Here is a 22560-nt window from a genome sequence, read left to right as displayed (position 1 = left end):
TGCGCCCACGGTTAGGGTCTGTGAGCTGCCTACAAAAGGGACCCGCCCATGTCCTTCGCCCCGTTCGACTGGATCGATGAGGAGGCGCGCCGCCGCGCGGACGCCGGACTCGTCCGGACGCTCCGGCCGCGGCCCGCCGACCCGGAACTGCTGGACCTCGCGAGCAACGACTACCTCGGCCTGACCCGGCATCCCGAGGTGACCGGTGCGGCGGCGGACGCGGCGCGCCGCTGGGGCGGCGGCGCCACCGGTTCCCGGCTCGTCACGGGTTCCACCGCGCTGCACGCCGAGCTCGAAGGTGAACTGGCCGATTTCTGCGGTTTCGAGGCGGCCCTGGTTCTGTCCTCGGGCTACGCCGCCAACCTCGCGGCGCTCACCGCGCTGACCGGCCGGGGATCCCTGATCGTGTCGGACGCGGGCAACCACGCCTCGATCGTCGACGGCTGCCGGCTCTCGAGGGCCGAGACCGCCGTCGTACCGCACGCCGACCCGGAGGCCGTACGCAAGACGCTGCACGCACACCGGGGCAGGTCGCTGGCGGTCACCGACTCGGTCTTCTCGGTCGACGGCGACGCCGCACCCCTGGCCGAACTGGCCGCCGCCTGCCGCGCGGAGAACGCCGCGCTGCTCGTCGACGACGCGCACGGCTTGGGAGTGCTCGGGGACGGCGGACGCGGCGCACTCGCCGCGGCCGGCCTGGCAGGCGGCGACGGCGTCGTCACCACGCTCACCCTCTCCAAGTCCCTGGGCAGTCAGGGCGGGGCGGTGCTCGGTCCGGCACGGGTGATCGACCACCTGGTCAACACCGCCCGTACGTTCATCTTCGACACCGGTCTCGCCCCTGCCGCCGTCGGTGCTGCCCTGGGCAGCCTGCGGTTGCTGCGCCGCGAACCGGAACGCGCGGCCAGAGCCCGTGCGGTCGCCACCGCGCTGTTCGGGCAGCTGACCGCGGCCGGTCTGACCGCGGTCAGACCCGACGCGGCGGTGGTGTCGGTACGCGCGCCCTCGGCCGAGGCCGCCGTCCGCTGGGCGGCCGACTGCCGTGCCGCCGGCATGGCGGTCGGGTGCTTCCGGCCACCGTCCGTACCGGACGGCATCTCCCGGCTGCGGCTGACGGCACGGGCCGACCTGACGGACGAGCAGATCGCACACGCGGTGGGGATCGTACGGCGGACGGCCCCGGCCGGCTGACACTCCGGAGGTCCGTGCCCGAGGGCCCGGCCCCCGGCTCAGTGGACGGAGCCGCCGTTCAGGGCGCTGACGAAGGACGTCCAGGCCGTGGCCGAGAACTGCAGGGGCGGCCTGGACACATCCTTGGAATCGCGCACGGCCAGTCGCCGGCCGCCGAACGGCGCGGCCTCCACGCAGTTGTTCATTCCCGTGCTGCGGCTGCTGCGCCGCCAACGTAACGCGTGCTGTGCGAGGCAATCCGACATGACGCCCCCCTCGGGCAGTCCGGGGTCACTGACCGCCGCGGTCGATTGCGGCGATCAGGTCCAACGAGTGCTCCGGCGACAGCGCGTGTGCCTGCAGAGTGCGGAAGGCCGAGCTGTACGCCTCGAGGTCTTCTTTCCGCTCCAGGTAGAGGCTACTCATCAAATGGTCAAGAACGACCACATCCAGATCAGAAGTGTGCGGAAAAGAGAAGATAACGAAAGGTCCGGTGAGGCCCACATAGCCACCGACCGAGAACGGCAGCAACTGAATGCGCACATGGGGTAGTTGAGCTACCCGGCTGAGGTGGCGCAGTTGCTCCCGCATCACCCGCCGGCCGCCGACCTCCCGCCGCAGCACCGCCTCGTCCAGCACCGCGCTCAGCCTCAGCGGGGGATCACTCCGCAGGACCCCCTGCCGTGCCAGCCGCACCTTCACCAGCGAGTCCAGCTGTCCGACGGGCAGCCCGTCGAGCGAGGCCCGGGTCACCGCGCGGGCGTAATCGGCGGTCTGCAGCAGACCCGGCACCACCGATGTCTCCAGGGTGCGGGCCGTGCGCGCCTGTGACTCCAGACTGATGAAGTCGCGGTACTGCGGCGGGATCAGGCCGCGGTACGCGTGCCACCATCCCGCGCCCCCGCCGCCCGCCGAACCCGCGAGCGCCTCAAGGACCTCGCGCAGCTTCGGGTCGTCCGTGCCGTACGCGTCGAGCAGCCGGGTCACATCACCGGGCTGTACTCCGCTCACGCCGGTCTCGATCCGGCTCACCTTCGACTGGTGCCATCCCAGCAGGCGGGCCGCGTCCCGGCTCGTGAGTCCCGACGCATGGCGCAGACTCCGCAGCTCCTCCCCGAGCTTGCGGCGTCGCACCGCAGGGCCGTGCTGCATGTGGTGCCTCCCTCCCACTCTCCGTCGAGCGGACAGTGTGGCCCCCCTGCGGGGCAACCGGGGCAGAGTTCACCGCTTCGAGCGACAGATATATGCATATCTTGGTGGATCGTCGTTACAGAGGGCAGCATCAGTGGCAATCTGGCGCGAAGCACAACCCGGACCATCGATCGCGGGGTCGCTTCCGGGTGGGAAAGGGACGGCTCGCCATGGCGGACCATCAAGAAGCACGCGTCACTCTGCCGAGCGAGCCGGTCTCGGTCTCCGCAGCCCGGCGGTACGTCGCCCGGGTGCTGGCCGAATGGGGGCTGCCCGACGGCACGGACACGGGCGACACGGTCCGGCTCATCGTGTCGGAGCTCGCGACCAACGCGGTCCAGCACACCTTCGGGCAGTCACCCACCTTCACCGTGGACCTACGGCTGGAGCGGGAGGAACAGCTGCGCCTCGGGGTGACGGACAGTCACCCACGCTGGCCCCAGAGGCTCCCGGCGGCCGTGCAGCAGGACAACGGCCGCGGCATGGTGATCATCCGCTCGCTGGCCAAGGAGTACGGGGGCCGGCTGACCGTCACCCCGACCGCGGACGGCGGGAAGACCGTCTGGATCGCGCTGCCCTGGCACGTACCCGCTCAGCACTGACGCGCGCCACCGCGCCGGCCGTTCACCGAGGTGACGTGGCCGGCCCCGGATCCGCGCGCCGGAGAGCCGCCCCGGCCTGTGGCCGGCCCGGGTCCGCGCGCCGGAGCCCTGGACCGGTCGCCCGCTCCCGTGTGCGGGCGGCTGGGGGGTGACGGGCCCGCTGCGGCGCCGGTGCGGCAGTGTGGGCCGGACAGCGGGCTCAACGGACCCGCCCGTAGTAGACGCTCTTCGTCCAGATCTTCTCCAGGCGGACCACGGCCCCGGTCTTGGGTGAGTGCCAGATCTTGCCGCTGCCCGCGTAGATGCCCACGTGGTAGATGCTGCGGCCGGAGTGGAAGAAGACCAGATCGCCGCGTTGCCGCTTGGACGACGAGATGTGGCGGGTCTTGTTGTACTGCTGCTGGGCCGTGCGCGGGAGCTTCTTGCCGGCCTTCTTGAACGAGTACAGCGTCAGCCCGGAACAGTCGAAGCGGCTGGGTCCGGTGGCGCCCCACCGGTAGGGTGCCCCCTTCTTCGACGCGGCGATGTTGAGCGCCTTCATCGAATGGGTCGCGGCCTGGGCGTCGCTCACGGCGCCGGGAACGAACAACGTGCCGCCGACGGCGGCGAGCGTCATCACCGAGGCCGTCGTGGCCCGGGCAAGCAGAGACGGGACATGAACCTGCGCAGTCATGCGCAACCCTTCGTCAGCCGCCTGTGAAGGATGACCTGTCGGGTTCGGGCCGGCGAAGTCGCCCGGCCGCAGATGCGGCTTCACCCCGAGGGCCAACCGGAAATCCGGTCAGCCCGTTGTGCTTGGGTCCTCCACTCCTGCCGATCCACTCCTGTCGACCAGGCATCCGGACAGCGGCAGGACTCGGCGTCCGCCCGGACCGCCCCGCCGCGGTGGCGGGGGCTTGTCGTCCCAGGGATCTTGACTCACCCAGTGCCCGATTTCCGAGGCGAAACGGCTATATGTGACACTCGTCACGTTTCGCCCGTTCAGGTGTGAATAGGGCTTTTCGGGCCGCAGTCAGCCCCTCGCGTGCGGTGCCGCACCAGCGACGGAACGGAAGATCTCACCCAGGAGTCCCCTTGAGAGCGCAAATCGAGTTGTCCCTCGTGAGAAGTAACGTCTACGCCGAACGAGCGAGGAAAATCGGTCGACGCGTCGGGCGTGTCGACCCGGTGGGCTGATCAACTCGGCGGGTCGGGCGGGACGGTGACCCGCCCGGAGCGCCGTTCGCCGTCCAGTACGCGCAGCGCCCGGGTCAACGTGACGGCGTGGATCCGGGATTCACCCCGCTCGTGCATCAGCGCGAGCGCGTCCCGCAGCGCGGCCGAGTACGAGGCCAGTGCCTGAGCGGCGCGCAGGGCGCCGTAGGTGTCGCCGCCGTGGACCGGATTGATCCGGCCCACCTGGTCGAGGACTTGCAGGTAGCGGTCGATGAACTCGCCCTCCGCGCGGGTCAGGGCGGGCAGCGGCGCGAACTCGGGCGACGGCATGGTGATTTCACCGCGCCGAGTGTGACGGCGGCAGAGGTCCCCGGTTCTGGACGATGTGGTCGACCAGTCCGTAGTCCTTGGCGCCCTCGGCGTCGAGGATGAGGTCGCGCTCGGTGTCGGCGGTGATCTGTGCGGCGGAGCGGCCGGTGTGACGGGCCAGCATGCCGGTCAGGGTCTCGCGCATGCGGGCCAGTTCCCGCGCCTCGATCTCCAGGTCCGACGGCTGCCCCCGCACCGGCTCCGCGAGTTCCGGCTGGCGCACCATCACGCGGGCACCCGGCAGGGCGTGCCGTCTGCCCGGGGCTCCCGCCGCGAGCAGCACGGCCGCACCGGCCACGGCCTGGCCGAGGCAGAAGGTCTCCACCTCGCAGGTGAGGAACGCCATCGTGTCGTAGACGGCGGTCATGGCGCCGAACGAGCCGCCGGGGGAGTTGATGTAAAGGGAGATGGGCCGGTCGGGAGCGTCGTGCTCCAGGTACATGAACTGGGCGACCAGATCGGTGGCCGCCGTGTCGTCGACGGGCGTCCCGAGGAACACGACCCGTTCGGCCAGCAGCTTGGAGTAGGGATCGAGCGTGCGGGTCCCCTGGGACGTGCGCTCCGTGAACTCAGGCAGTACGTGGCGGGCGGCGGGGCGGTACATGGCGGGCCTCTCCTCCGGGCGTGCGGGGGCCGGACGGGCTCCGCACACGCTTCTGTAAAAAATGTACAGGACGTACAGAAGGTTATGATGGGAGCATGGCCTACGAGATTCCGGTGACGCAAGCCCGCGCTGAACTCGCCGAACTGATCAACCGAGTCGTCTACGGCGGCGAGCGCGTGGTCGTGACGCGGCACGGCAAGCCGCTCGTCGCGCTCGTATCGGCCGCTGACCTGGAGCGACTCGAGAGCGAGGAGGCGGCCGAGCGGGAGCAGGTGATCAGTTCGGTCTCCTCGATCGGCTCCTCGGCGTCCGCTGCGGGCGAACGGCACCGCTTCGGCATCGCCGCGGAGCACCGGGAGCATCAGGGCCCGGGCAACTGACGGAACGCGAAAAGGCCGCGTATCCCGCCCCGGAGGGGGATGCGCGGCCCGTTCGGCCGGCGGTCGGCCCGTCAGGGTGTCAGCGCGGGCTGTCGCGAGGGTGCGGCCTCGGGGGCTTCGGGTGCCGGGGGCCGGCGGCGGCCTCCGACGATCACCGCGGTCAGGCCGAGTGCCGCCCAGAGGGTCAGGGTCAGGGTCGCGGCCCCCGCCGCGTGCCCGTCGAAGAAGGCGACCGAGCGCAGCAGCGAACCGCCCGCGCCCGGCGGCAGCCACTGGCCGATCATCCCGACGGGCCGGGGGAGCAGTTCGGGTGCGCTGGTGACGCCTGAGAAGGGGTTGCCCACCAGCACCATGAGCAGCGCCCCCAGGCCGATGCCCGCCGGTCCGATCAGCGCCGCGAGCCCCGCCACCGTCGCACCGATGGCGAGCACGGTGAGGCCGAGTGTGCCGGCCTCGGCCCACCAGTCACCGGTGAGGATCCCGAGCCAGCTGTCGGTGAGCGCGGCGGTGATGATGCCCACCAGGGCGGCCACGCCCAGGACCGCCGTGGCCGCGCGCCCGCCGCGCAGCCGCAGCAGTGTCACGGCCGAACCTGCGGCCACGCCCGCGATCGCCAGGGGCAGGATGGTCGCACCGAGCACGCCGCCGCGCGGGTCGGTGGCCGGAGCCGCCACCACGTCCGTGACCGGGACGGGGGTACCCGGGGGAGCCGATGCCGTCACCGCTTCCCGCAGCAGTTGGGCGACCACCGGGCCGGCCGCGGACGCGGTCAGCAGTTCGGGTCCCTTCGCGGTGACGACGACCGCGCCGTATACGGACCGGTCCTCGATCGCGGTGCGGGCGGCGGCCTCGGAGTCGTAGCGGTGGATCTCGAAGGCGTCGTGACGCTGTTCGAGCTGTTGCTGGAGCCGATCGGCCACCGGGGCGGAGCCGGCGACGCCGACGGGGAGGTCCCGGGGGGCCGTACGGGCGGCGGGCCAGGCGAAGGCCCAGAGGGCAAGGGTCACCACGATGGGGACCAGCAGGACGACCGCCACCAGGCGGCGGTTGGGGGCAGCGGGCATGACGGGTACCTCGGATTCAAAGAGAATGATCGTTCGTTTTACGTCCCACACTGTCCTGTTGGGACGGCTCGCTTGTCAAGAAGGAACGTTCGTTTTACATTGGCTCCATGGCCCGCGTATCCCAGGAACATCTCGACGCCCGCCGACGGCAGATCCTCGACGGCGCCGCACGGTGCTTCGCCCGCGACGGTTTCCACGCGACGTCGATGCAGGACGTGCTGAAGGAGGTCGGGCTCTCGGCCGGGGCGGTCTACCGCTACTTCGGCGGCAAGGAGGATCTGATCGCCGCCATCGCGGACGAGGCGGTCGGTGGGGTCCGGCAGGCGTTCGAGCGGGCCGCCCGGACCAGTCCGCCGCCGACCCCCGATGTGCTGATCGGCCGCGTGGTGCGCACCCTGTTCGGCGACGGGGCGCACCGCAGGGGAGGGCTGGACCCGCGGGTGTATGCCGGACTGATCGTCCAGGTGTGGTCCGAGGCCCTGCGCAGCGAGCGGCTGGCGGCCACGCTCGACGAGGCGTACGCGGGTCTGCGGATGTCGTGGGCGCGTCTGGTCGGCGTCTACCGCGCGAGCGGTGTGCTCGCCGCGGGGGTGCCGGACGAGGACATCGTCCGCACGCTGATCGCCACCGCCCAGGGATTCATCACCCAACTCGCCATGTTCGGCGACGCGGGACCCGAGGTCCTCGAGAACGGTCTGCGCGGGCTGATGTCCATGAATCTGCAAAAGGCCAGTTAACGCGCCGGAAAAACTTCGGCTCTAACGTGCAATACCTCGCCGCGCGACACTGGTTCGACCTTCAACAGAGTGTTGAAGGCGGCTAGTGTCTCGCTGCGCCCAGGGCCGGTACTGGGCGGACAACTGTGAGGTGGACGCGTGCAACTGACCCCGCACGAGCAGGAACGCCTGCTCATACACGTAGCCGCAGACGTGGCCGGCAAGCGCCGCGCGCGCGGGCTGCGGCTCAACCACCCCGAGGCCGTCGCCCTCATCACCTCCCATCTCCTGGAGGGGGCGCGGGACGGCCGTACGGTCTCCGAACTCATGGCGTCCGGACGCAAGGTGCTCACCCGTGACGACGTCATGGACGGCATAGCCGAGATGATCCACGACGTGCAGGTCGAGGCGACCTTCCCCGACGGCACCAAGCTCGTCACCGTCCACGAACCGATCGTCTGACGGGGGTCCGCCGATGATTCCGGGAGAGATCCTGTACGCGGACGGGCCCGTGCCGCTCAACGCCGGCCGGTCCGTCATCCGCCTCACCGTCCTCAACGCGGCCGACCGGCCGGTCCAGGTCGGGTCGCACTACCACTTCGCCGAGGCCAACCCCGGCCTCGCGTTCGACCGGGCCGCCGCCCGCGGACTGCGGTTGAACATCGCCGCCGGAACGGCCGTCCGCTTCGAGCCCGGCGTCCCCGTCGACATCGAACTCGTCCCCCTGGCCGGACGGCGGATCGTCCCGGGACTGCGCGGCGAGACCGGAGGCCCTCTCGATGGCTGAACTGCACCGCGCCGTGTACGCCGACCTGTTCGGACCCACCGCCGGAGACCGGATCCGCCTCGCCGACACCGATCTGCTCATCGAGATCGAGGAGGACCGCTGCGGCGGCCCCGGGCGCGCCGGCGACGAGGCGGTGTTCGGTGGCGGCAAGGTGATCCGCGAGTCCATGGGGCAGGCGCGCACCACCCGCGCCGAAGGCGCCCCGGACACCGTGATCACCGGCGCCGTCGTCATCGACCACTGGGGCATCGTCAAAGCGGACATCGGCGTCCGCGACGGCCGTATCACCGGGATCGGCAAGGCCGGTAACCCGGACACGATGGACGGCGTCCACCCGGACCTGGTGATCGGCCCGGAGACCGAAATCATCGCGGGTAACGGGAAGTTCCTCACCGCGGGCGCCATCGACGCCCATGTGCACTTCATCTCGCCGACCCTCGTCGACCAGGCGCTCTCCAGCGGCATCACCACCCTGGTCGGTGGCGGCACCGGCCCGGCCGAGGGCACCAAGGCCACCACCATCACTCCGGGCCCCTGGCATCTGGCCCGGATGTTCGAGGCGCTGGAGGCGTACCCCGTCAACATCGGTCTGCTCGGCAAGGGCAACACGATGTCCCGCGACGCCATGTACTCCCAACTGCGGGCCGGCGCACTCGGTTTCAAGATCCACGAGGACTGGGGAGCGACGCCTGCCGTGATCGACGCCTGTCTGGGCGTCTGCGAGGAGACCGGGGCCCAGCTCGCGATCCACACCGACACGCTCAACGAGGCCGGCTTCGTGGCCGACACCCTGGCCGCCATCGCCGGGCGCACGATCCACGCGTACCACACCGAGGGGGCGGGCGGCGGGCACGCCCCCGACATCATCGGCGTCGTCTCGGAGCCCTACGTCCTGCCGAGCTCCACCAACCCGACCCGCCCGCACACCGTCAACACCATCGAAGAACACCTCGACATGCTGATGGTGTGTCACCACCTGAACCCGGCCGTGCCGGAGGACCTGGCGTTCGCCGAGTCGCGTATCCGGCCCTCGACCATCGCGGCCGAGGACATCCTGCATGATCTCGGTGCCATCTCGATCATCTCCTCCGACTCGCAGGCGATGGGGCGGATCGGTGAGGTCGTCCTGCGCACCTGGCAGACCGCGCACGTCATGAAGAAGCGACGGGGCCCGCTGCCGGGCGACGGGCGGGCGGACAACCACCGGGTCCGTCGCTATGTCGCCAAATACACCATCAACCCGGCGGTGGCCCAGGGCCTCGACCGGGAGATCGGCTCCGTGGAGACCGGCAAACTCGCCGACCTGGTCCTGTGGGAACCCGCCTTCTTCGGGGTCAAACCGCAGACGGTCATCAAGGGCGGCCAGATCGCGTACGCGCAGATGGGCGACGCCAACGCCTCCATCCCCACCCCGCAACCCGTGCTGCCGCGCCCGATGTTCGGCGCGGTCGGCAGGGCCCCCGCGGCCAACTCGTTCAACTTCGTATCGGGTGCGGCGATCGAGGACGGGCTGCCGGAGCGGCTCGGACTGGGTAAGCGGTTCGTGCCGATCACCAGTACCCGGGGCGTCACCAAGGCGGACATGAGGGAGAACGACGCACTGCCGCGGGTCGACGTGAACCCCGACAGCTTCGCCGTGACGATCGACGGCGATCCGGTCGAACCAGCCCCCGCCGCCGAACTCCCCATGGCCCAGCGTTATTTCCTCTTCTGAGAACGGACGACGGATGAGCCGCGCCGCCCTGCTCGTCCTGGCCGACGGACGCTTCCCCGCCGGTGGGCACGCCCACTCCGGCGGCGCCGAAGCCGCCGTCGTGGCAGGACGCGTCCGCAACGCCGACGACCTCGCGGCCTTCTGCCGGGGCCGTCTGCACACGACCGGGCTCACCGCCGCGGCACTCGCCGCGGCGGCCGCGCACGGGCACGACCCGCTGGCCCTGGACGAGGCCGCCGACGCCCGTACGGCCTCACCCGCCCTGCGCGCGGTCGCCCGCAAGCTCGGCCGGCAGCTGATGAGGGCCGCCCGCGCGACCTGGCCGACGGACGAACTCGACGCCTTCGCCCTTGCCCGGCCGCGCGGTGGCCATCAGCCGGTCGTGCTCGGGCTGACCGCGCGCGCGGCGGGGCTCGGACCCGAGGACGCCGCACACTGCGCCGCGTACGAGACGGTCGGCGGCCCCGCCGCCGCCGTAGTCCGGCTGCTCTCCCTCAACCCCTTCGAAGCCACCGCGGTCCTGGCCCGGCTCGCCCCCGAACTCGACCGCGTCGCCGAACGGGCCGCCGCTGCCGCGCTCGGGCCCATCGACGAACTGCCCGCCGCCTCGGCCCCGTTGCTCGACATCGCCGCCGAGGCACACGCCGGACGACCGGTCCGGCTCTTCGCCTCATGACCCCGGCGCACCGAACCGCACGCCGTCCCGAACCGCACAGGAGCCGCAGCATGCACCTCGACCACTCCCACCCCGGCCCGGCGGCCGTCGGCGCCGACGCCGCTCGCCCCGACGGCACCCGCCGCGCCCTGCGCATCGGCCTCGGCGGACCGGTCGGCTCCGGGAAGACGGCCACCGTTGCCGCACTCTGCCGCGCCCTGCGCGACCACCTGTCCCTGGCCGTCGTCACCAATGACATCTACACCCGCGAGGACGCGGCCTTCCTGCTGCGCCACGCGGTGCTGCCGCCCGAACGGATCCAGGCCGTGGAGACCGGCGCCTGCCCGCACACCGCCATCCGCGACGACATATCCGCCAACCTCGAAGCCGTCGAGGACCTGGAGGACACCGTGGGACCGCTCGACCTCATCCTCGTGGAATCCGGCGGTGACAACCTCACGGCCACCTTCTCCAAGGGACTCGTGGACGCCCAGATCTTCATCATCGACGTCGCGGGCGGCGACGACATCCCGCGTAAGGGCGGTCCCGGCGTCACCACGTCCGACCTGCTGGTGATCAACAAGACCGATCTGGCGCCCTACGTCGGATCCGACCTCGGCCGGATGGCCCGCGACGCCGCACAGCAGCGCGGGGACCTGCCCGTCGCCTTCACCTCGCTCACCTCGGGCGAAGGCGTCGGCCCGGTCGCCGACTGGGTGCGGGGGCGGCTCGCCTCCTGGACCGCGTGAGCATCCGTGCCACCGCCCGTATCGCCGCCGTCCGCGACGGGCGCGGTGTCACCGCACTCCCCGTCCTGGAGAGCGACGGACCGATCGCCCTGCGCCGGACCAGGGCCGCTCTTCCCGGGGCCGCACGCGTCACCGTCGTCGGCGCGATGAGTGCCCCGCTCGGCGGCGACCGGCTCGCCATCGAGGCGCGGGCGGGGCAGGGCACCCTGCTCACCGTCGACTCGGCGGCGGCCACGATCGCCCTGCCCGGCGCGGGGCCCGGAGCGGCGCCGGCCGGCTACGACATCACGCTGCGGGTGGACGAGGGCGCCGAACTCGACTGGCTCCCCGAGCAGATCGTCTCGGCCCACGGCAGCGCGCTCCACATGACCACCGTGGCCGAACTCGCGCCCACCGCGCGGCTGATGCTGCGCGAGGAACAGGTCCTCGGCCGGCACGGCGAGACCACGGGCACCCTGCTGAGCAGGCTCACCGTCCGCCGCGCCGGACGCCCGCTCCTCGATCAGCAGACCGCGTACGGGCCGGGCGCGCCCGGCGGCTGGGACGGCCCGGCCGTGCTCGGCGGCCACCGGGCCGTCGGGCAACTGCTCGTCGTGGATCCGGCCTTCGACGACAAGGGCCCGGAGCCCCGGCTGCTGGGGACCACCGCCGTGCTCACTCGGCTTGCGGGCCCCGCCGCCCTGGTGACCGTGCTCGCCCCCGACGCGAGGGAACTGCGCACCGTGCTGGACCGGGCGGCGGACGAACTCACGGGCCGCGCGAACGGCTGAACACCGCTGGCAGGACGCCGGTGTCCGGTTATCGATTCGGTAAAGAAGTGCGTGTGCGACCTGTTCTCAGGCGGCTCACAGACGACAGGATCCGCGGGAGGTTCCTACTGAACAGCGCCGCACCCGAAGGCGCTTCACCCTGAGGGAGGTTCCACTTGAGACGCACAGCAGCGTTCGGCTCGGCCGGTGCTCTGATCGCGGGCACGCTCATAGCGGGCGCGATAGCCGCACCGGCTGCCACTGCCGACGGCCGCCACCACAACGGCTCCGAGGCACGCGGCGTCCAACTGGCCGCGGCACGCGCGGCCAGGTCCGGTATCGACTGGGCGGACTGCCCGGCCGACTGGGCCATCTCCGCGCCGATCCAGTGCGGATGGGTCACCGTCCCGCTCGACTACGCGAGGCCCGACGGCAAGCAGATCAAGATAGCCGTCGACCGGCACGTCAGCACCGGCACCAGCAGCGAACGCCAGGGCGCCCTGATCTACAACCCGGGCGGCCCCGGCGGCTCGGGCATGGCGTTCCCCAAGCGGATCGCCACCAAGAGCCCGCTCTGGCTCAACACGGCGAAGGCCTACGACTTCGTCGGCTTCGACCCCCGTGGCGTCGGCCACTCGGCGCCGATCTCCTGCATCGACCCGCAGGAGTTCGTCAAGGCCCCCAAGGCCGACCCGGTCCCCGACTCCGAGGCCGACAAGCGCGCCCAGCGCAAACTGGCCGCCGAGTACGCGGACGGCTGCGCCGCACGCAGCGGCGAGATGCTGCCGCACATGACCACCCCGAACACCGCACGCGACCTGGACGTCATCCGCGCCGCGCTCGGCGAGAAGAAGCTCAACTACCTGGGCGTCTCCTACGGCACCTACCTGGGCGCGGTCTACGGCACCCTCTTCCCCTCCCACGTCCGCCGCATGGTCGTCGACAGCGTCGTCAACCCGGACAAGGACAACATCTGGTACCGGGCCAACCTCAACCAGGACATCGCCTTCCAGAAGCGCTGGGACGACTGGAAGGCATGGGTCGCCGCCAACGACGCCACCTTCCACATCGGCACCACGCCTCAGAAGGTCGAGCAGGAATGGCTGAAGCTGCGCGCGGCCGCGAAGAAGAGCCCGATCGGCGGCGTCCTCGGCCCCGCCGAACTCATCGGTTTCTTCCAGAGCGCCCCGTACTACGACTCCGCCTGGGCACCCACCGCCCGGACCTGGAGTGCCTACCGGGCCGGTGACACCCAGGCACTGATCGACGCCGCGGCCCCCGACCTCTCGGACACGGCGGGCAACATCCGCTCCGAGAACAGCAACGCCGTGTACACCGCGGTCGAGTGTGCCGACGCCAAGTGGCCGACCAATTGGCGGACATGGGACCGGGACAACACCCGGCTGCACAGGGACTACCCGTTCATGACCTGGGCCAACGCCTGGATGAACCTGCCCTGTGCGACCTGGTCGGCCAAGCAGCAGACCCCGCTGAACGTCCGCACCGGCAAGGGCCTTCCCCCGGTGCTGATCGTGCAGTCCACGCGTGACGCCGCCACTCCGTACGAGGGCGCCGTCGAGCTGCACAAGCGCTTCAGGGGCTCGCGCCTCATCACCGAGGAGGGCGCCGGATCGCACGGCGTCACCGGCCTGGTGAACCCCTGCGTCAACGAGCGGGTCGACAGCTACCTGCTCACCGGGAGGACCGACCGGCGCGATGTGACGTGCGCCCCGCACGCCACGCCGAAGCCGTAGTTACCCGGGTGACGGGACGGGCCGCCGGCAGGAGACCGGTGGCCCGTCCCGTCACCACGACCGGCTCACCCCTTCCGGTCGTACCGCTCCAGCCAGGCGTCCTCCGCCGCATAGTCGAAGAGCCGGGTGCCGTAGGACCGCAGCATCGCCGGGTAGGCGTCCGTCCACTCGCGGTCCGCCAGCTGCCCGGCGATCCACTCGACCGTCTCGGGCAGCGACTCCGCGTAACCCGTCACCGCCCGGTATCCGAGCTCCCGCTCCGCCGCGCTCATGTCGTAGACGATGGGATGCGCGCTGCTCCAGGGCGTCTCGCCCACCCCCTCCGGTGTGGGCTCGCCCGGCATCAGAACGGTCTGTGTGCTCCGGCCCAGCACCGCGTCCACCGCCTCACCGATCTCCGCGACGGTCGGTGCCTGCGGATCGGCGGCGTTGAGCACGCGTGAGGCGGGCTTCCGGGCGGCGAGGCGGATCAGCTCCGCCACGTTGGCCGCGTGGACCGGGTGGAAGCGCGAGGCACCTCCGTACGCCAGCACCCGCCGCGCGCGGCCGTCCAGGGCCCGCTTCACGAAATACAGCTCCCGCGGCGAGCGGCAGTACGGACCGTGGACCGCGCCCGCCCGCAACAGCGTGACCGGCAGTGAATCACCCGCCGCCAGCAGGTCCCGCTCCAGCCGGATCTTCCGCGTCGCATACGTGGCCCCGCCCGGCGCGACCGTCGCCTGCGACTCCGCGAGCGGCACCGGATACTGAGGCGCTCCGTCCGGCTCGCCCTGCGTGTCGAAACTGCGGCCGCGATCGTCCTCGTACACCGCACCGCTGGAGACGACCACCGCGGAGCCGACCCGGTCCGCGACCGCCAGCAGCTGCCCGGCGTGCTGCTCCCCGTACGCCACCATGTCCACGAGCACGTCACAGCCGTCGCCGAGCGCCGCCGCGAGCGCCCCGTCCTCGTCGCGGTCCAGCGCCGCCGTCCGGACGCCGCCGTCCCAACTACCGTCACGGTCACCGCCGCGCGAGGCCGCGGTGACCTCCCATCCGTCCTCGACGAGCGAACGCACCGCCGCCCGCCCGATCTGGCCCGTCGCTCCCAGCACCCATGCGTGTCCCTTGCTCATGCACCGGACGCTAGGGCCCGCGCACGGCGCTGACCAGCGGGTTTCACCGACCGCGAATCCGCCGTCAGCGTTGCCGTTTCGGGAACTTCCCCGCGCCGTCCCCCTGTTCGGCTGCCTTCACCTTGGCCGCGTACTCGTCGACGTACTCCTGACCGGAGAGACCGAGGATCGCGTACATGATCTCGTCGGTGACCGCCCGGATCGCCGCCTTCTCGTTCTCCAGCCCGGCATACCGGGAGAAGTCCAGCGGTTCGCCGAAGCGGATGGTGACCCGTTTGATGCGCGGGACGACTTTTCCGGGCGGCTGGATCTCGAACGTGCCCACCATCGCGCACGGCACCACCGGGACCTGCCCCCGGATGGCCATCACCGCCACACCGACCTTGCCCTTGTAGAGCCTGCCGTCGTGCGAACGGGTGCCCTCCGGGTAGATGCCCAGCAGCTCGCCCCTGCCCAGCACCCCGAGCCCCTCGCGGATCGCCGCCTGCCCCGCCTCCTTGCCCGATCTGTCCACCGGGATCTGACCGATGCTGTGGAAGAACGCCGCGGTCAGACGGCCCTTCACACCGGGTCCGGTGAAGTACTCGGCCTTCGCGAGGAAGGTGATGCGCCGCTTGATGATCGCCGGCATCAGGAAGTGGTCCGAGAAGGACAGGTGGTTGCCGGCGATGATCGCCGCGCCGTCCGCCGGGATGTGTTCCATCCCCTTGATGTCGGGGCGGAAGAACAACCGCAGCAGCGGTCCCAGGACGACGTACTTGAGCACGTAATAGAACACGGGCGGCTCCAAGCTCTGCCGGTGCGGTGCCGGGACTGCGTTCTCCCAGGTCGGCGGATGCCTCAACGAGCACAGCCTAGGGCCGGGCGGCGCGTCCCGTAACCGTCTGCGGGCGGAGCGACGTGATGGCGTACGCGTCGGGGCACCCTCCCCCCGGGCTCCGACAGCCCGCGCACATGACACCGCCCCCTGCCGGTTTTCCGGCAGGGGGCAGGTCCGTAGGGAAGCCCGGGGTCCGGCCCCCGTCACCGCGTCGGCACGGGGACGGGGGCCGGACCGCGGGATCAGGGCGCGGTGCCCCAGGCGAGCGTGCCGGTGACGTACACGCCGATCTTCGACGCGTCGGTGTAGCTCGTCACGGTCGAACGGCTGTAGTCGTCCGCCTCGCTGAAGTTGGACCAGTCGCTCTTGTTCAGCCGCATCTGGATCTCACCCGTGGACGCGCCCGGCGCCAGGGTGCCGCTGCCGAACGAGACCTCCAGGTAGTGGCTGGCGCCGGCCGCCGAACCGTTGGTCTTCACACTGTGCGTCAGGTTCCCGCAGCCGATGACCGCCCAGTCGCACGAGGTACCGAAGGTCGAGGCCCCGGCCTCGGGGGTGAACCAGTAGCGCACCTTCACCGTGGACAGGTTCACCGCGGTGCTGCCGGTGTTGACCAGCTGCAGACCCATCCGGATCTGGTTGTCGGTCGCGGAGGAGTCGGTGTTCTTGTACTGGACCTTGAGCGAGCCCGTTCCGGTGCCGCCGCCCGCGGAGGTGGTGACGGACAGGGCGGAGGAGGCCGCCGAGACGTTCCCGGCCGCGTCCTTGGCCTTGACGGTGTAGCTGTACGCGGTCGACGCCGACAGACCCGAGTCCGTGTAGGAGGTGGTGGCGGAGGAGCCGACCTTCACCCCGCCGCGGAACACGTCGTAGCCGGTCACGCCGGTGTTGTCGGTGGACGCCGTCCAGGACAGCGAGACGCTGCTGCTGGTCTTGGCCGTCGAGGTCACACCGGTCGGCGCGGTCGGCGCCTGGGTGTCGCCGCCAGGGTTGCCGCTGCCGTCGATCGGCGGGTAGGCGTTCTTCACGAGCTCCTGGAACTGCGCGGAGAACCAGTGACCCGCGAGCGGGGAGTTCGCCAGCGCGCCCGTCATGCTGTTGCCGTTACGGCCGTTGCCCTCGTACGTCGGGTCGCACATCCGGTCGAAGCCCTTGCCCTCGTCGTTCTCGACGGGGGCGCTGTTGCCGTCCGACTCGCCCGGGGGCTTGGCCCACACGTACGCGTCGATGCCGGGCTCGGGGGCCGTGGTGGGACGCTCGCCGACTCCGGCGCCGGACTGGTTGCACCAGTTGCCCGCGTGGATGCGACGGTCGACCCGGCCGCCGTTGACGTAGGCGTCGACACTCGTCAGGGGACCGGCGGAGGTGGGCCGCGCGGAGCCGCCCCAGCCGTTGCGGGCCGTGTCGATCAGCATGCCGATGTTGGAGTTGAAGCCCTGGGACACCAGCAGGGTGCGCAGCGCCTGGGCGAACGTCAGTTCATCGGTGTAGTAGTTCCAGTCGATCCACTTCGACTGGCGCACGGTGGTGCCGTTGACCGAGTCGGTGATCTTGAAGTTCGGCTCCTTGAGAGCCGAGTAGTTGGCCGTGTTCACGATGAAGCCGGCCACGTCGTTGACTGTGGCTCCTTCGGACGTGGCGGCCTTCTTGAACTCCGTGGCGGCCGGACCCATGTTGGTGTCCCAGCCGAGCCATCCGTGGTGGGCGGCGTCGATGTAGTTGTAGACGTTGGGAATCGCGCCGAGGGTGTGCAGGGCGTAGCCGATACCCTTCTCGTAGTTCCCGTTCGCCTTCATCACCGCGCAGGCATCCGTGGAACCGGCGGTGCCGCCCGCGTTGGTGACGATGTTGGGCAGCGAGTCGGGCTCGATGAGGGTGACGATGCGCAGGCTCGCGTACGCCGGGTCGGCGAGGATGTCGGAGATCGGATCGATGTACTCGTCCTTGTATCGGTCGAGCTCGGTGGGACCGAGCTCACCGTTGGACGCCAGCGCGGCGCAGTCGCGTCCCGGCAGGTCGTAGATGACGACCTGGAACAGGTCCGCACCCTGGGCCAGCGCGGTGTCCAGGTGCTCGCGCAGGCTCATCTTGGAAGCCGAGCCCTCAATGGCTGCGATGCGGTCCATCCAGACGAAGGACGGATTGTCGGCGATGGCGGCACCACCCGGTTCGGCCCTCGCCAAGGCGGACCAGTCCGAGTTCACGTAGGGCGTGGCGCCCACATAGGGGTTGTCGACCCGCGCGGCCGCGGAAGCGGGGGTGGGTATCGCCACCATCAGCGCCGCGCCCATGGCCAGGGCGGAGACTGCTGCCAGCCTCCGGCGCAGCCCGTGCTTGATCGTGCCTCTGCTACTCATTGCGGCTCCGTGCTCCTCTCGTACGCCTGCGGAATCTCCCCGCAGACGGGTTGTGGGGTGTTGCTCCGGGCCGCCGTCGGCGGGGACGGCGACCCGTGGTCCGTCGGTGAGGACGGTGGTGGTTCCCCGATGGCGGGCACAGCGGGGCGAGTGGACAGCCCGCCATCGGGAGCGGTGGGGTGGCCGGCCGTTCAGCGGCCGGTCACGGGGCGGTGCCCGCGGACAGGGCGCCGTTGACGTACACCCCGACCTTCGAGGCGTCGGCGAAGGTCGTGTTGGCGGCCCTGCTGTAGTCGTCGGTCTCGTCGAAGGAGGACCAGTCGGCCTTGTTGAACCGGAGCTGAAGCTCGCCGGTGGCGGCGCCGGGCGCCAGACTGCCGCCGGTGAAGCCGACCTCCAGGTAGTGGTCCGCGCCGGGGCCTGCCGAACCGGCCGACGCCACGCGGTGGGTGACCTTGCCGCAGCCGATCACCGCGTAGTCGCACGAGGTGCCGTACGAGGCGGAGCCCGACTCACCGCTGAACCAGTAGCGCAGGGTGACCTTGCTCAGGTCCACCGCCGTGGTGCCGGTGTTCACGAGCTGGAGGCCGGGCCTGATCTGGTTGTCACCGGGCGACGCGTCGTTGTTCTTGTACCGGGCCTTGAGCGCGCCGGTGTTCCCGCCGCCTCCGGCCGCGGTGGTGGCGCTGACCGGCGCGGAGGCCGCGGACGTGTTTCCGGCCGCGTCCCGGGCCCGCACGGTGTAGCTGTGCGAGGACGAGGCGGCGAGGCCGGTGTCGGTGAACGAGGCGGACGCGGTGGAGCCCGCCTTCACCCCGTCGCGGTAGACGTCGTATCCGCTGACGCCGGTGTCGTCCGTGGCCGGGCTCCAGGACAGGGATACCGAACTGTTGGTCGTGCCGGTCACGGTCACACCGGCCGGCACCGTCGGCGCCTGGGTGTCGCCCCCGCCGCCACCGGACTCCGCGCTCGCGTCGAAGGAGAACCGGTTCATCCCGAGGCCCTGGCCGCCCTGCCAGATCTCGAACCCGGCCTCGGCGTCGATCAGGTAGTGCGCCGGACTGATCGATCCGCGGCCTACGCCGTCGTCGATCAGGTCCTTGACGTCGAAGTCGGCGAGTTCGGTGGCACCGCCCTGCAGGACGTACGAGATCACCTTCCAGCCCGAAGCGCCGGGACCCGTCCAGACGTCCCAGGTCCGGCCGTCGAGCCGCACCGTCGCGGTGCGGGACCCGATCGGCTGGACTCCGCCGCGGTGGTTCATCCAGATCATCACCTCGGTGCCGTCCGGCTGGTCGTCGGTGACGGGCGCCGAGTTGAACCAGATGTCCATCGACACGTTGTACGCGCCGGAGGCGACCTGGGTGGTCGACCAGTCGGTGCGTACGCTGCCCAGCTCGTCGACGCGCAGCGGCAGCCCGCTGTCCGTCGTGCACGCCCCCCAGTGACAGCCCTTGTAACTGGAGGGGTACGTCGCGGGGGCGCCGTTCGTCGGCAGGGAGAAGGAGGACTTGGTGACGCTCCAGGCGCCCGTGTCGGGGTCGACGCTGACGCACTGTTCGGTCTCGGAGTTCCACTCGTTCTGCTGGTAGAGGTACTCCCCGCCCTGCAGTTCGGTGGTACCCCACGGGGTGCAGTCGGTGACCGGCGCCGCCGATGCGGCGGGGGCGCCGGTGAGCATCGCCGCGGCGGCGAGCACGAGGGCCGCGGCGGCCCCGGCCAGCACGGGGAGCCTCGGGCCGGTCACGGCTGGACCCCCCAGGCGAGGGTGCCGGCGACGTAGGCCCCGACCTTGGAGGAGTCGGCGTAGGCGGTGTTGGTGGCCCGGCTGTAGTCGTTGCTCTCGTTGAAGTTGGACCAGTCGCTCTTGTTGAGCCGCAGCTGCAGCTCGCCCGTCGACGCGCCCGCGGCCAGCGTGCCGGCACCGCCGGTGAAGCCGACCTCCAGATAGCGGTCGGCCCCGGTCTTCGGGCTGGCGACGGCGACCACGGAGTGGGTGATGTTGGACGAGCCGAGCGCGGCGTAGTCGCAGTACGTGCCGAAGGTACTGGGGCCGCCGTCGGCGGTGAACCAGTAACGCACCTTCACGGTCGACAGGTCGATCGGGGCGCTGCCCGTGTTCAGCACCCGCAGACCCAGCCGGATCTGGTTGTCTCCGGTGTTCGAGTCGTTGTTCTTGTACTGGACCTTCACCGCGCCGGTGCCGGTCGAGCCACCCGTCTTCGTGGTGGCGGTGACCGCGGCCGACAGAGCCGAGGTGTTGCCGCCCGCGTCACGGGCCGCGACCGCGTAGCTGTACCCGGTCGCCGCGGCGAGGCCCGTGTCGGTGAACGTCCGGGCGGTGGCGTTCCCCGCCAGCACCCCGTTGCGGTACACGTCGTACCCGGTCACGGCGACGTTGTCGGTGGAGGCCGACCAGGAGAGCGACACGCTGTCGGCGGTCGTCGCCGTCACGGTGAGGCCGGCCGGAGCAGTCGGCGGCTCGGTGTCCCCGCCCGGCTCGCCGCCACCCTCCACCAGCAGCTCCGCGTAGATCGCGAAGGCCAGCGCGAGTGCCGCCTGCGCCCAGAAGCGGTGGTACGTGAACGTGGGGGCCGCGCCGCCGTCCAGGTAGGCCTGCACCTTCGGCCAGTCCGGGTCGTCCCGGTACCAGCTCCGGATGTCGATGAAGGTCGAACCCGGCTCGATGGTGTCGCCGTTCGGCATCGTGCCCGACCATCCGGCCGGGATGTACACCTCGTCGTTGAAGCGGTTGTAGTCCTTCCTGGTCTCCGGCACCGAGATGCCCTTGTCCGTGGCGTTCAGCGCCATCGCGTCCAGCAGCGCCTTGGCCAGCGCCCCGGCGTCCTCGTCACCCGACTTGGCCGCGTAGTACGTGAGCGTCTTGACGTACGCGGCGCCGACACCGACGTCGTTGGCGTAGTCCACGACCGAGACGTGCAGACCCGCGTTGTCCCCGGGGGACGCGGCGTTCCAGGTGTCCGGCTGGCCCGTCCAGTTGAGCGTGGAGGGGAAACGGAAGCTGCCGTCGGCGCCCACCGTCGTCTCGGACGAGGCCCAGGCGACCCACTTGGACAGCACCGCCTCGGCACTCGCGTTGCCCGTCTCGTGGTAGTACGCGGCGAGGCGCTCCATGCCCCAGGCCTGGAAGCCGAACCAGTTGTTGCTCGGCGGGTCGTGGTAGACCGGCTGCCAGTCGTAGGCCATCCCGTAGAAGGTGGGTGTGCCGGCCGGCGGCTCGCTGTAGCTGCCCTCCCAGCTGTTGGTGCAACCGCCCGCGAAGGCGCCCTCGCTCGACTGCAGCCAGGTCAGGAACTCCAGCTGCCGGGTCAGGCTCTTGGACCAGTCGGACCTGGCCGTCGCCGACTTGGGGGTCAGCGACGGCACGTTGGACAGCGCCCAGGCCGCCAGCGGGTTCTGGTAGCCCTGGTGGGAGGCACCGTCACCGATGCGCCATGCCCAGCCGCCACCGCTGCCCGCCGCCGCGCCGCCCCAGGCGTAGTACCAGGACAGCAGGTAGTGCTGGGAGTCCCGGCCGGTGGCGGCCGGGCAGGAGGCGGGGTCGGTGCAGTCGCCGACCCGCTTGAAGTACTTGTCGAACATGGCGTAGCGGAGGTAGTCGCCCATCTTGGCGGCCTTCGCGACCGAGGCCGAGACCTCGCTCGCCTTGCCCTGGGCCGAGGCCCAGCGGTACGCCCAGTAGGCAGCCTGCACCGCGCGGGCGTCGGCGTCCGGCGCGTTGGTGTACTTCCACTGCTTGGCGTAGCTCGCGTCACCGACGAACAGGTCGAGGTACCCGTTGGGGCCCCCGTACTTGAAGAGGTCGGTGGTGGGCTGGGGGACGGTCTCCCACACCGACTCCTGCGCACCGCGCTGGTAGGTGTTGATGTAGGAGGCGCCGGCGCCCGGCCCGGACTCGCCGCCGGTACCCGGCTTGTTGCCGTAGCCGTAGACGTTGTCCAGGTCCATCAGCCAGTGCATGCCGTAGACGTCCATCGTCCCGTAGGACGAGGCGAGTTCGGTGGCGAGCGGGTCGGTGCCGACCTTGACGGCGGGGTCCAGGGCGGAGGGGTAACCGCTGGGCAGCGGGTGCTCCGGGGCGTAGGTCGCGGGGGCCGAGGGGTTGTAGGAGTCCGCGGTCGACTGGTCGGCGTGCTGCGGAATGATGGTCTTCTCGGCCACCGCCCAGGCCGCGTTGAAGGGTGCCCAGTCGCCGGTCACCCGTCCGTACGCGGCCTCCAGCCACATCCAGAAGCTGACGGCCTCCGACGTGGTCTGGTGACCGTGGTCGGGCGCCTCGACCATCAGGGTCTCGACCGAGTGGTACGGCAGGCCGTCCGGGCTGAAGTAGCCGTTGGCGGCTGCCTTGATCTTGCCGTACTGCGTAAGGAAGGCCTGGGTGTACGGGTCGTCGGCCGCGGCCGCACGGGCGCCGGTGCCGGCCGCCGCGGACGCGGGCTCGGCGACGGCGGTGCCCTGGACCAGACCCATGGCCAGCAGGCTGCCGCCCAGGGCACTGCTGAATGTTCTACGTGATATCGACACAAATCCTCCATTGGCGGGTGTCGGTGGGGAGGGAGGGCATGCAAGGGGGACGGGAGATGCGGCG

The 22560-nt window shown here is 70.9% G+C and carries 22 protein-coding genes and 1 riboswitch; of the genes, 11 read left to right on the top strand and 11 right to left on the bottom strand.

Features of this window, described 5'->3' with window-relative positions; genetic code table 11:
* The first annotated feature begins 48 nt into the window (after positions 1 to 48).
* Positions 49 to 1191 carry an 8-amino-7-oxononanoate synthase gene (locus ACFYPA_RS22020; RefSeq protein WP_359083547.1) on the top strand — a complete coding sequence of 381 codons (1143 nt, stop codon included), beginning with the start codon at positions 49 to 51 and terminating at the stop codon, positions 1189 to 1191.
* A 38-nt stretch (positions 1192 to 1229) separates the two neighbouring features.
* On the opposite strand, the gene ACFYPA_RS22015 is transcribed toward ACFYPA_RS22020, so the two are convergent.
* Both ACFYPA_RS22015 and ACFYPA_RS22010 read right to left on the bottom strand, forming a co-directional pair.
* On the bottom strand, positions 1230 to 1436 hold the full coding sequence (locus ACFYPA_RS22015; RefSeq protein ID WP_359083546.1) for a DUF397 domain-containing protein: 207 nt from the start codon (positions 1434 to 1436) through the stop codon (positions 1230 to 1232).
* A gap of 25 nt (positions 1437 to 1461) precedes the next feature.
* Complete coding sequence (locus ACFYPA_RS22010) at positions 1462 to 2322, bottom strand: helix-turn-helix domain-containing protein (RefSeq protein ID WP_389133681.1); 861 nt, start codon at positions 2320 to 2322, stop codon at positions 1462 to 1464.
* A gap of 209 nt (positions 2323 to 2531) precedes the next feature.
* Here ACFYPA_RS22010 and ACFYPA_RS22005 point away from each other — a divergent pair, with 209 nt between their 5' ends.
* On the top strand, positions 2532 to 2963 hold the full coding sequence (locus ACFYPA_RS22005; protein WP_389133678.1) for an ATP-binding protein: 432 nt from the start codon (positions 2532 to 2534) through the stop codon (positions 2961 to 2963).
* A gap of 199 nt (positions 2964 to 3162) precedes the next feature.
* Here ACFYPA_RS22005 and ACFYPA_RS22000 read toward each other — a convergent pair whose 3' ends face one another.
* The 3 genes from ACFYPA_RS22000 to ACFYPA_RS21990 all read right to left on the bottom strand — a co-directional run bounded on the left by ACFYPA_RS22000 (position 3163) and on the right by ACFYPA_RS21990 (position 5091).
* Positions 3163 to 3636 carry a C40 family peptidase gene (locus tag ACFYPA_RS22000; protein WP_359083543.1) on the bottom strand — a complete coding sequence of 158 codons (474 nt, stop codon included), beginning with the start codon at positions 3634 to 3636 and terminating at the stop codon, positions 3163 to 3165.
* Positions 3637 to 3639: 3 nt separating this feature from the next.
* A riboswitch (cyclic di-AMP (ydaO/yuaA leader) is annotated at positions 3640 to 3835 on the bottom strand.
* A gap of 304 nt (positions 3836 to 4139) precedes the next feature.
* Positions 4140 to 4448, bottom strand: coding sequence for a hypothetical protein (locus tag ACFYPA_RS21995; RefSeq protein ID WP_359315734.1), 309 nt, complete (start codon positions 4446 to 4448; stop codon positions 4140 to 4142).
* A gap of 7 nt (positions 4449 to 4455) precedes the next feature.
* Complete coding sequence (locus tag ACFYPA_RS21990) at positions 4456 to 5091, bottom strand: ATP-dependent Clp protease proteolytic subunit (protein WP_359315736.1); 636 nt, start codon at positions 5089 to 5091, stop codon at positions 4456 to 4458.
* Positions 5092 to 5186: 95 nt separating this feature from the next.
* Here ACFYPA_RS21990 and ACFYPA_RS21985 point away from each other — a divergent pair, with 95 nt between their 5' ends.
* Complete coding sequence (locus ACFYPA_RS21985; RefSeq protein WP_359083539.1) at positions 5187 to 5471, top strand: type II toxin-antitoxin system Phd/YefM family antitoxin; 285 nt, start codon at positions 5187 to 5189, stop codon at positions 5469 to 5471.
* Positions 5472 to 5542: 71 nt separating this feature from the next.
* Here ACFYPA_RS21985 and ACFYPA_RS21980 read toward each other — a convergent pair whose 3' ends face one another.
* The gene (locus ACFYPA_RS21980) at positions 5543 to 6535 is read right to left on the bottom strand and encodes an ABC transporter permease (protein WP_389133674.1); all 993 of its coding nucleotides are present in this window, start codon (positions 6533 to 6535) and stop codon (positions 5543 to 5545) included.
* Positions 6536 to 6642: 107 nt separating this feature from the next.
* On the opposite strand from ACFYPA_RS21980, the gene ACFYPA_RS21975 reads away from it, so the two are divergent.
* The 8 genes from ACFYPA_RS21975 to ACFYPA_RS21940 all read left to right on the top strand — a co-directional run bounded on the left by ACFYPA_RS21975 (position 6643) and on the right by ACFYPA_RS21940 (position 13659).
* Complete coding sequence (locus ACFYPA_RS21975) at positions 6643 to 7272, top strand: TetR/AcrR family transcriptional regulator (RefSeq protein WP_389133671.1); 630 nt, start codon at positions 6643 to 6645, stop codon at positions 7270 to 7272.
* 138 nt (positions 7273 to 7410) lie between these two features.
* On the top strand, positions 7411 to 7713 hold the full coding sequence (locus ACFYPA_RS21970) for an urease subunit gamma (RefSeq protein ID WP_359083536.1): 303 nt from the start codon (positions 7411 to 7413) through the stop codon (positions 7711 to 7713).
* A gap of 13 nt (positions 7714 to 7726) precedes the next feature.
* A complete protein-coding gene (locus ACFYPA_RS21965) occupies positions 7727 to 8038 on the top strand; it encodes an urease subunit beta (protein WP_359083534.1) in 312 nt (103 codons plus the stop codon).
* Positions 8031 to 9752, top strand: a complete 1722-nt coding sequence (locus ACFYPA_RS21960) for an urease subunit alpha (RefSeq protein ID WP_389133669.1) — start codon at positions 8031 to 8033, stop codon at positions 9750 to 9752. The genes ACFYPA_RS21965 and ACFYPA_RS21960 overlap by 8 nt, the downstream gene beginning before the upstream one ends.
* 13 nt (positions 9753 to 9765) lie before the next feature.
* Positions 9766 to 10428, top strand: coding sequence for an urease accessory protein UreF (locus tag ACFYPA_RS21955; RefSeq protein ID WP_389133666.1), 663 nt, complete (start codon positions 9766 to 9768; stop codon positions 10426 to 10428).
* A gap of 50 nt (positions 10429 to 10478) precedes the next feature.
* The gene (ureG, locus tag ACFYPA_RS21950) at positions 10479 to 11156 is read left to right on the top strand and encodes an urease accessory protein UreG (protein ID WP_359083531.1); all 678 of its coding nucleotides are present in this window, start codon (positions 10479 to 10481) and stop codon (positions 11154 to 11156) included.
* A complete protein-coding gene (locus tag ACFYPA_RS21945; RefSeq protein ID WP_359083529.1) occupies positions 11153 to 11926 on the top strand; it encodes an urease accessory protein UreD in 774 nt (257 codons plus the stop codon). Before ureG ends, ACFYPA_RS21945 begins: the two co-directional genes overlap by 4 nt.
* Positions 11927 to 12081: 155 nt before the next feature.
* The gene (locus ACFYPA_RS21940) at positions 12082 to 13659 is read left to right on the top strand and encodes an alpha/beta hydrolase (protein WP_359352854.1); all 1578 of its coding nucleotides are present in this window, start codon (positions 12082 to 12084) and stop codon (positions 13657 to 13659) included.
* A 65-nt stretch (positions 13660 to 13724) separates the two neighbouring features.
* Here the strand turns inward: ACFYPA_RS21940 and ACFYPA_RS21935 are convergent, their stop codons facing one another.
* From ACFYPA_RS21935 to ACFYPA_RS21915, 5 genes are all read right to left on the bottom strand, one after another.
* Positions 13725 to 14774 (bottom strand): NAD-dependent epimerase/dehydratase family protein, encoded by a 1050-nt coding sequence (locus ACFYPA_RS21935; RefSeq protein ID WP_359083527.1) that lies wholly within the window; start codon positions 14772 to 14774, stop codon positions 13725 to 13727.
* 64 nt (positions 14775 to 14838) lie between these two features.
* Positions 14839 to 15552 carry a lysophospholipid acyltransferase family protein gene (locus ACFYPA_RS21930; protein WP_359083526.1) on the bottom strand — a complete coding sequence of 238 codons (714 nt, stop codon included), beginning with the start codon at positions 15550 to 15552 and terminating at the stop codon, positions 14839 to 14841.
* A gap of 284 nt (positions 15553 to 15836) precedes the next feature.
* Positions 15837 to 17951 (bottom strand): glycoside hydrolase family 6 protein, encoded by a 2115-nt coding sequence (locus tag ACFYPA_RS21925; protein WP_389133660.1) that lies wholly within the window; start codon positions 17949 to 17951, stop codon positions 15837 to 15839.
* 202 nt (positions 17952 to 18153) lie between these two features.
* A complete protein-coding gene (locus ACFYPA_RS21920; RefSeq protein ID WP_389133657.1) occupies positions 18154 to 19698 on the bottom strand; it encodes a cellulose binding domain-containing protein in 1545 nt (514 codons plus the stop codon).
* A complete protein-coding gene (locus ACFYPA_RS21915; protein WP_359083681.1) occupies positions 19695 to 22451 on the bottom strand; it encodes a glycoside hydrolase family 48 protein in 2757 nt (918 codons plus the stop codon). The genes ACFYPA_RS21920 and ACFYPA_RS21915 overlap by 4 nt, the downstream gene beginning before the upstream one ends.
* Between the last annotated feature and the right edge of the window lie 109 nt (positions 22452 to 22560).

The organism is Streptomyces sp. NPDC005775, assembly GCF_042871565.1.
Classification (GTDB): domain Bacteria; phylum Actinomycetota; class Actinomycetes; order Streptomycetales; family Streptomycetaceae; genus Streptomyces.
This window is presented reverse-complemented; position numbering and strand designations above follow the sequence as displayed.

Coding starts and splice junctions, on each gene's coding strand:
- ACFYPA_RS22005 (WP_389133678.1), top strand. CDS start 2,532: ATGGCGGACCATCAAGAAGCACGCGTCACTCTGCCGAGCGAGCCGGTC.
- ACFYPA_RS22015 (WP_359083546.1), bottom strand. CDS start 1,436: ATGTCGGATTGCCTCGCACAGCACGCGTTACGTTGGCGGCGCAGCAGC.
- ACFYPA_RS21980 (WP_389133674.1), bottom strand. CDS start 6,535: ATGCCCGCTGCCCCCAACCGCCGCCTGGTGGCGGTCGTCCTGCTGGTC.
- ACFYPA_RS22000 (WP_359083543.1), bottom strand. CDS start 3,636: ATGACTGCGCAGGTTCATGTCCCGTCTCTGCTTGCCCGGGCCACGACG.
- ACFYPA_RS21995 (WP_359315734.1), bottom strand. CDS start 4,448: ATGCCGTCGCCCGAGTTCGCGCCGCTGCCCGCCCTGACCCGCGCGGAG.
- ACFYPA_RS21990 (WP_359315736.1), bottom strand. CDS start 5,091: ATGTACCGCCCCGCCGCCCGCCACGTACTGCCTGAGTTCACGGAGCGC.
- ACFYPA_RS21965 (WP_359083534.1), top strand. CDS start 7,727: ATGATTCCGGGAGAGATCCTGTACGCGGACGGGCCCGTGCCGCTCAAC.
- ACFYPA_RS22010 (WP_389133681.1), bottom strand. CDS start 2,322: ATGCAGCACGGCCCTGCGGTGCGACGCCGCAAGCTCGGGGAGGAGCTG.
- ureG (WP_359083531.1), top strand. CDS start 10,479: ATGCACCTCGACCACTCCCACCCCGGCCCGGCGGCCGTCGGCGCCGAC.
- ACFYPA_RS21975 (WP_389133671.1), top strand. CDS start 6,643: ATGGCCCGCGTATCCCAGGAACATCTCGACGCCCGCCGACGGCAGATC.
- ACFYPA_RS21955 (WP_389133666.1), top strand. CDS start 9,766: ATGAGCCGCGCCGCCCTGCTCGTCCTGGCCGACGGACGCTTCCCCGCC.
- ACFYPA_RS21985 (WP_359083539.1), top strand. CDS start 5,187: ATGGCCTACGAGATTCCGGTGACGCAAGCCCGCGCTGAACTCGCCGAA.
- ACFYPA_RS22020 (WP_359083547.1), top strand. CDS start 49: ATGTCCTTCGCCCCGTTCGACTGGATCGATGAGGAGGCGCGCCGCCGC.
- ACFYPA_RS21960 (WP_389133669.1), top strand. CDS start 8,031: ATGGCTGAACTGCACCGCGCCGTGTACGCCGACCTGTTCGGACCCACC.
- ACFYPA_RS21925 (WP_389133660.1), bottom strand. CDS start 17,951: ATGAGTAGCAGAGGCACGATCAAGCACGGGCTGCGCCGGAGGCTGGCA.
- ACFYPA_RS21935 (WP_359083527.1), bottom strand. CDS start 14,774: ATGAGCAAGGGACACGCATGGGTGCTGGGAGCGACGGGCCAGATCGGG.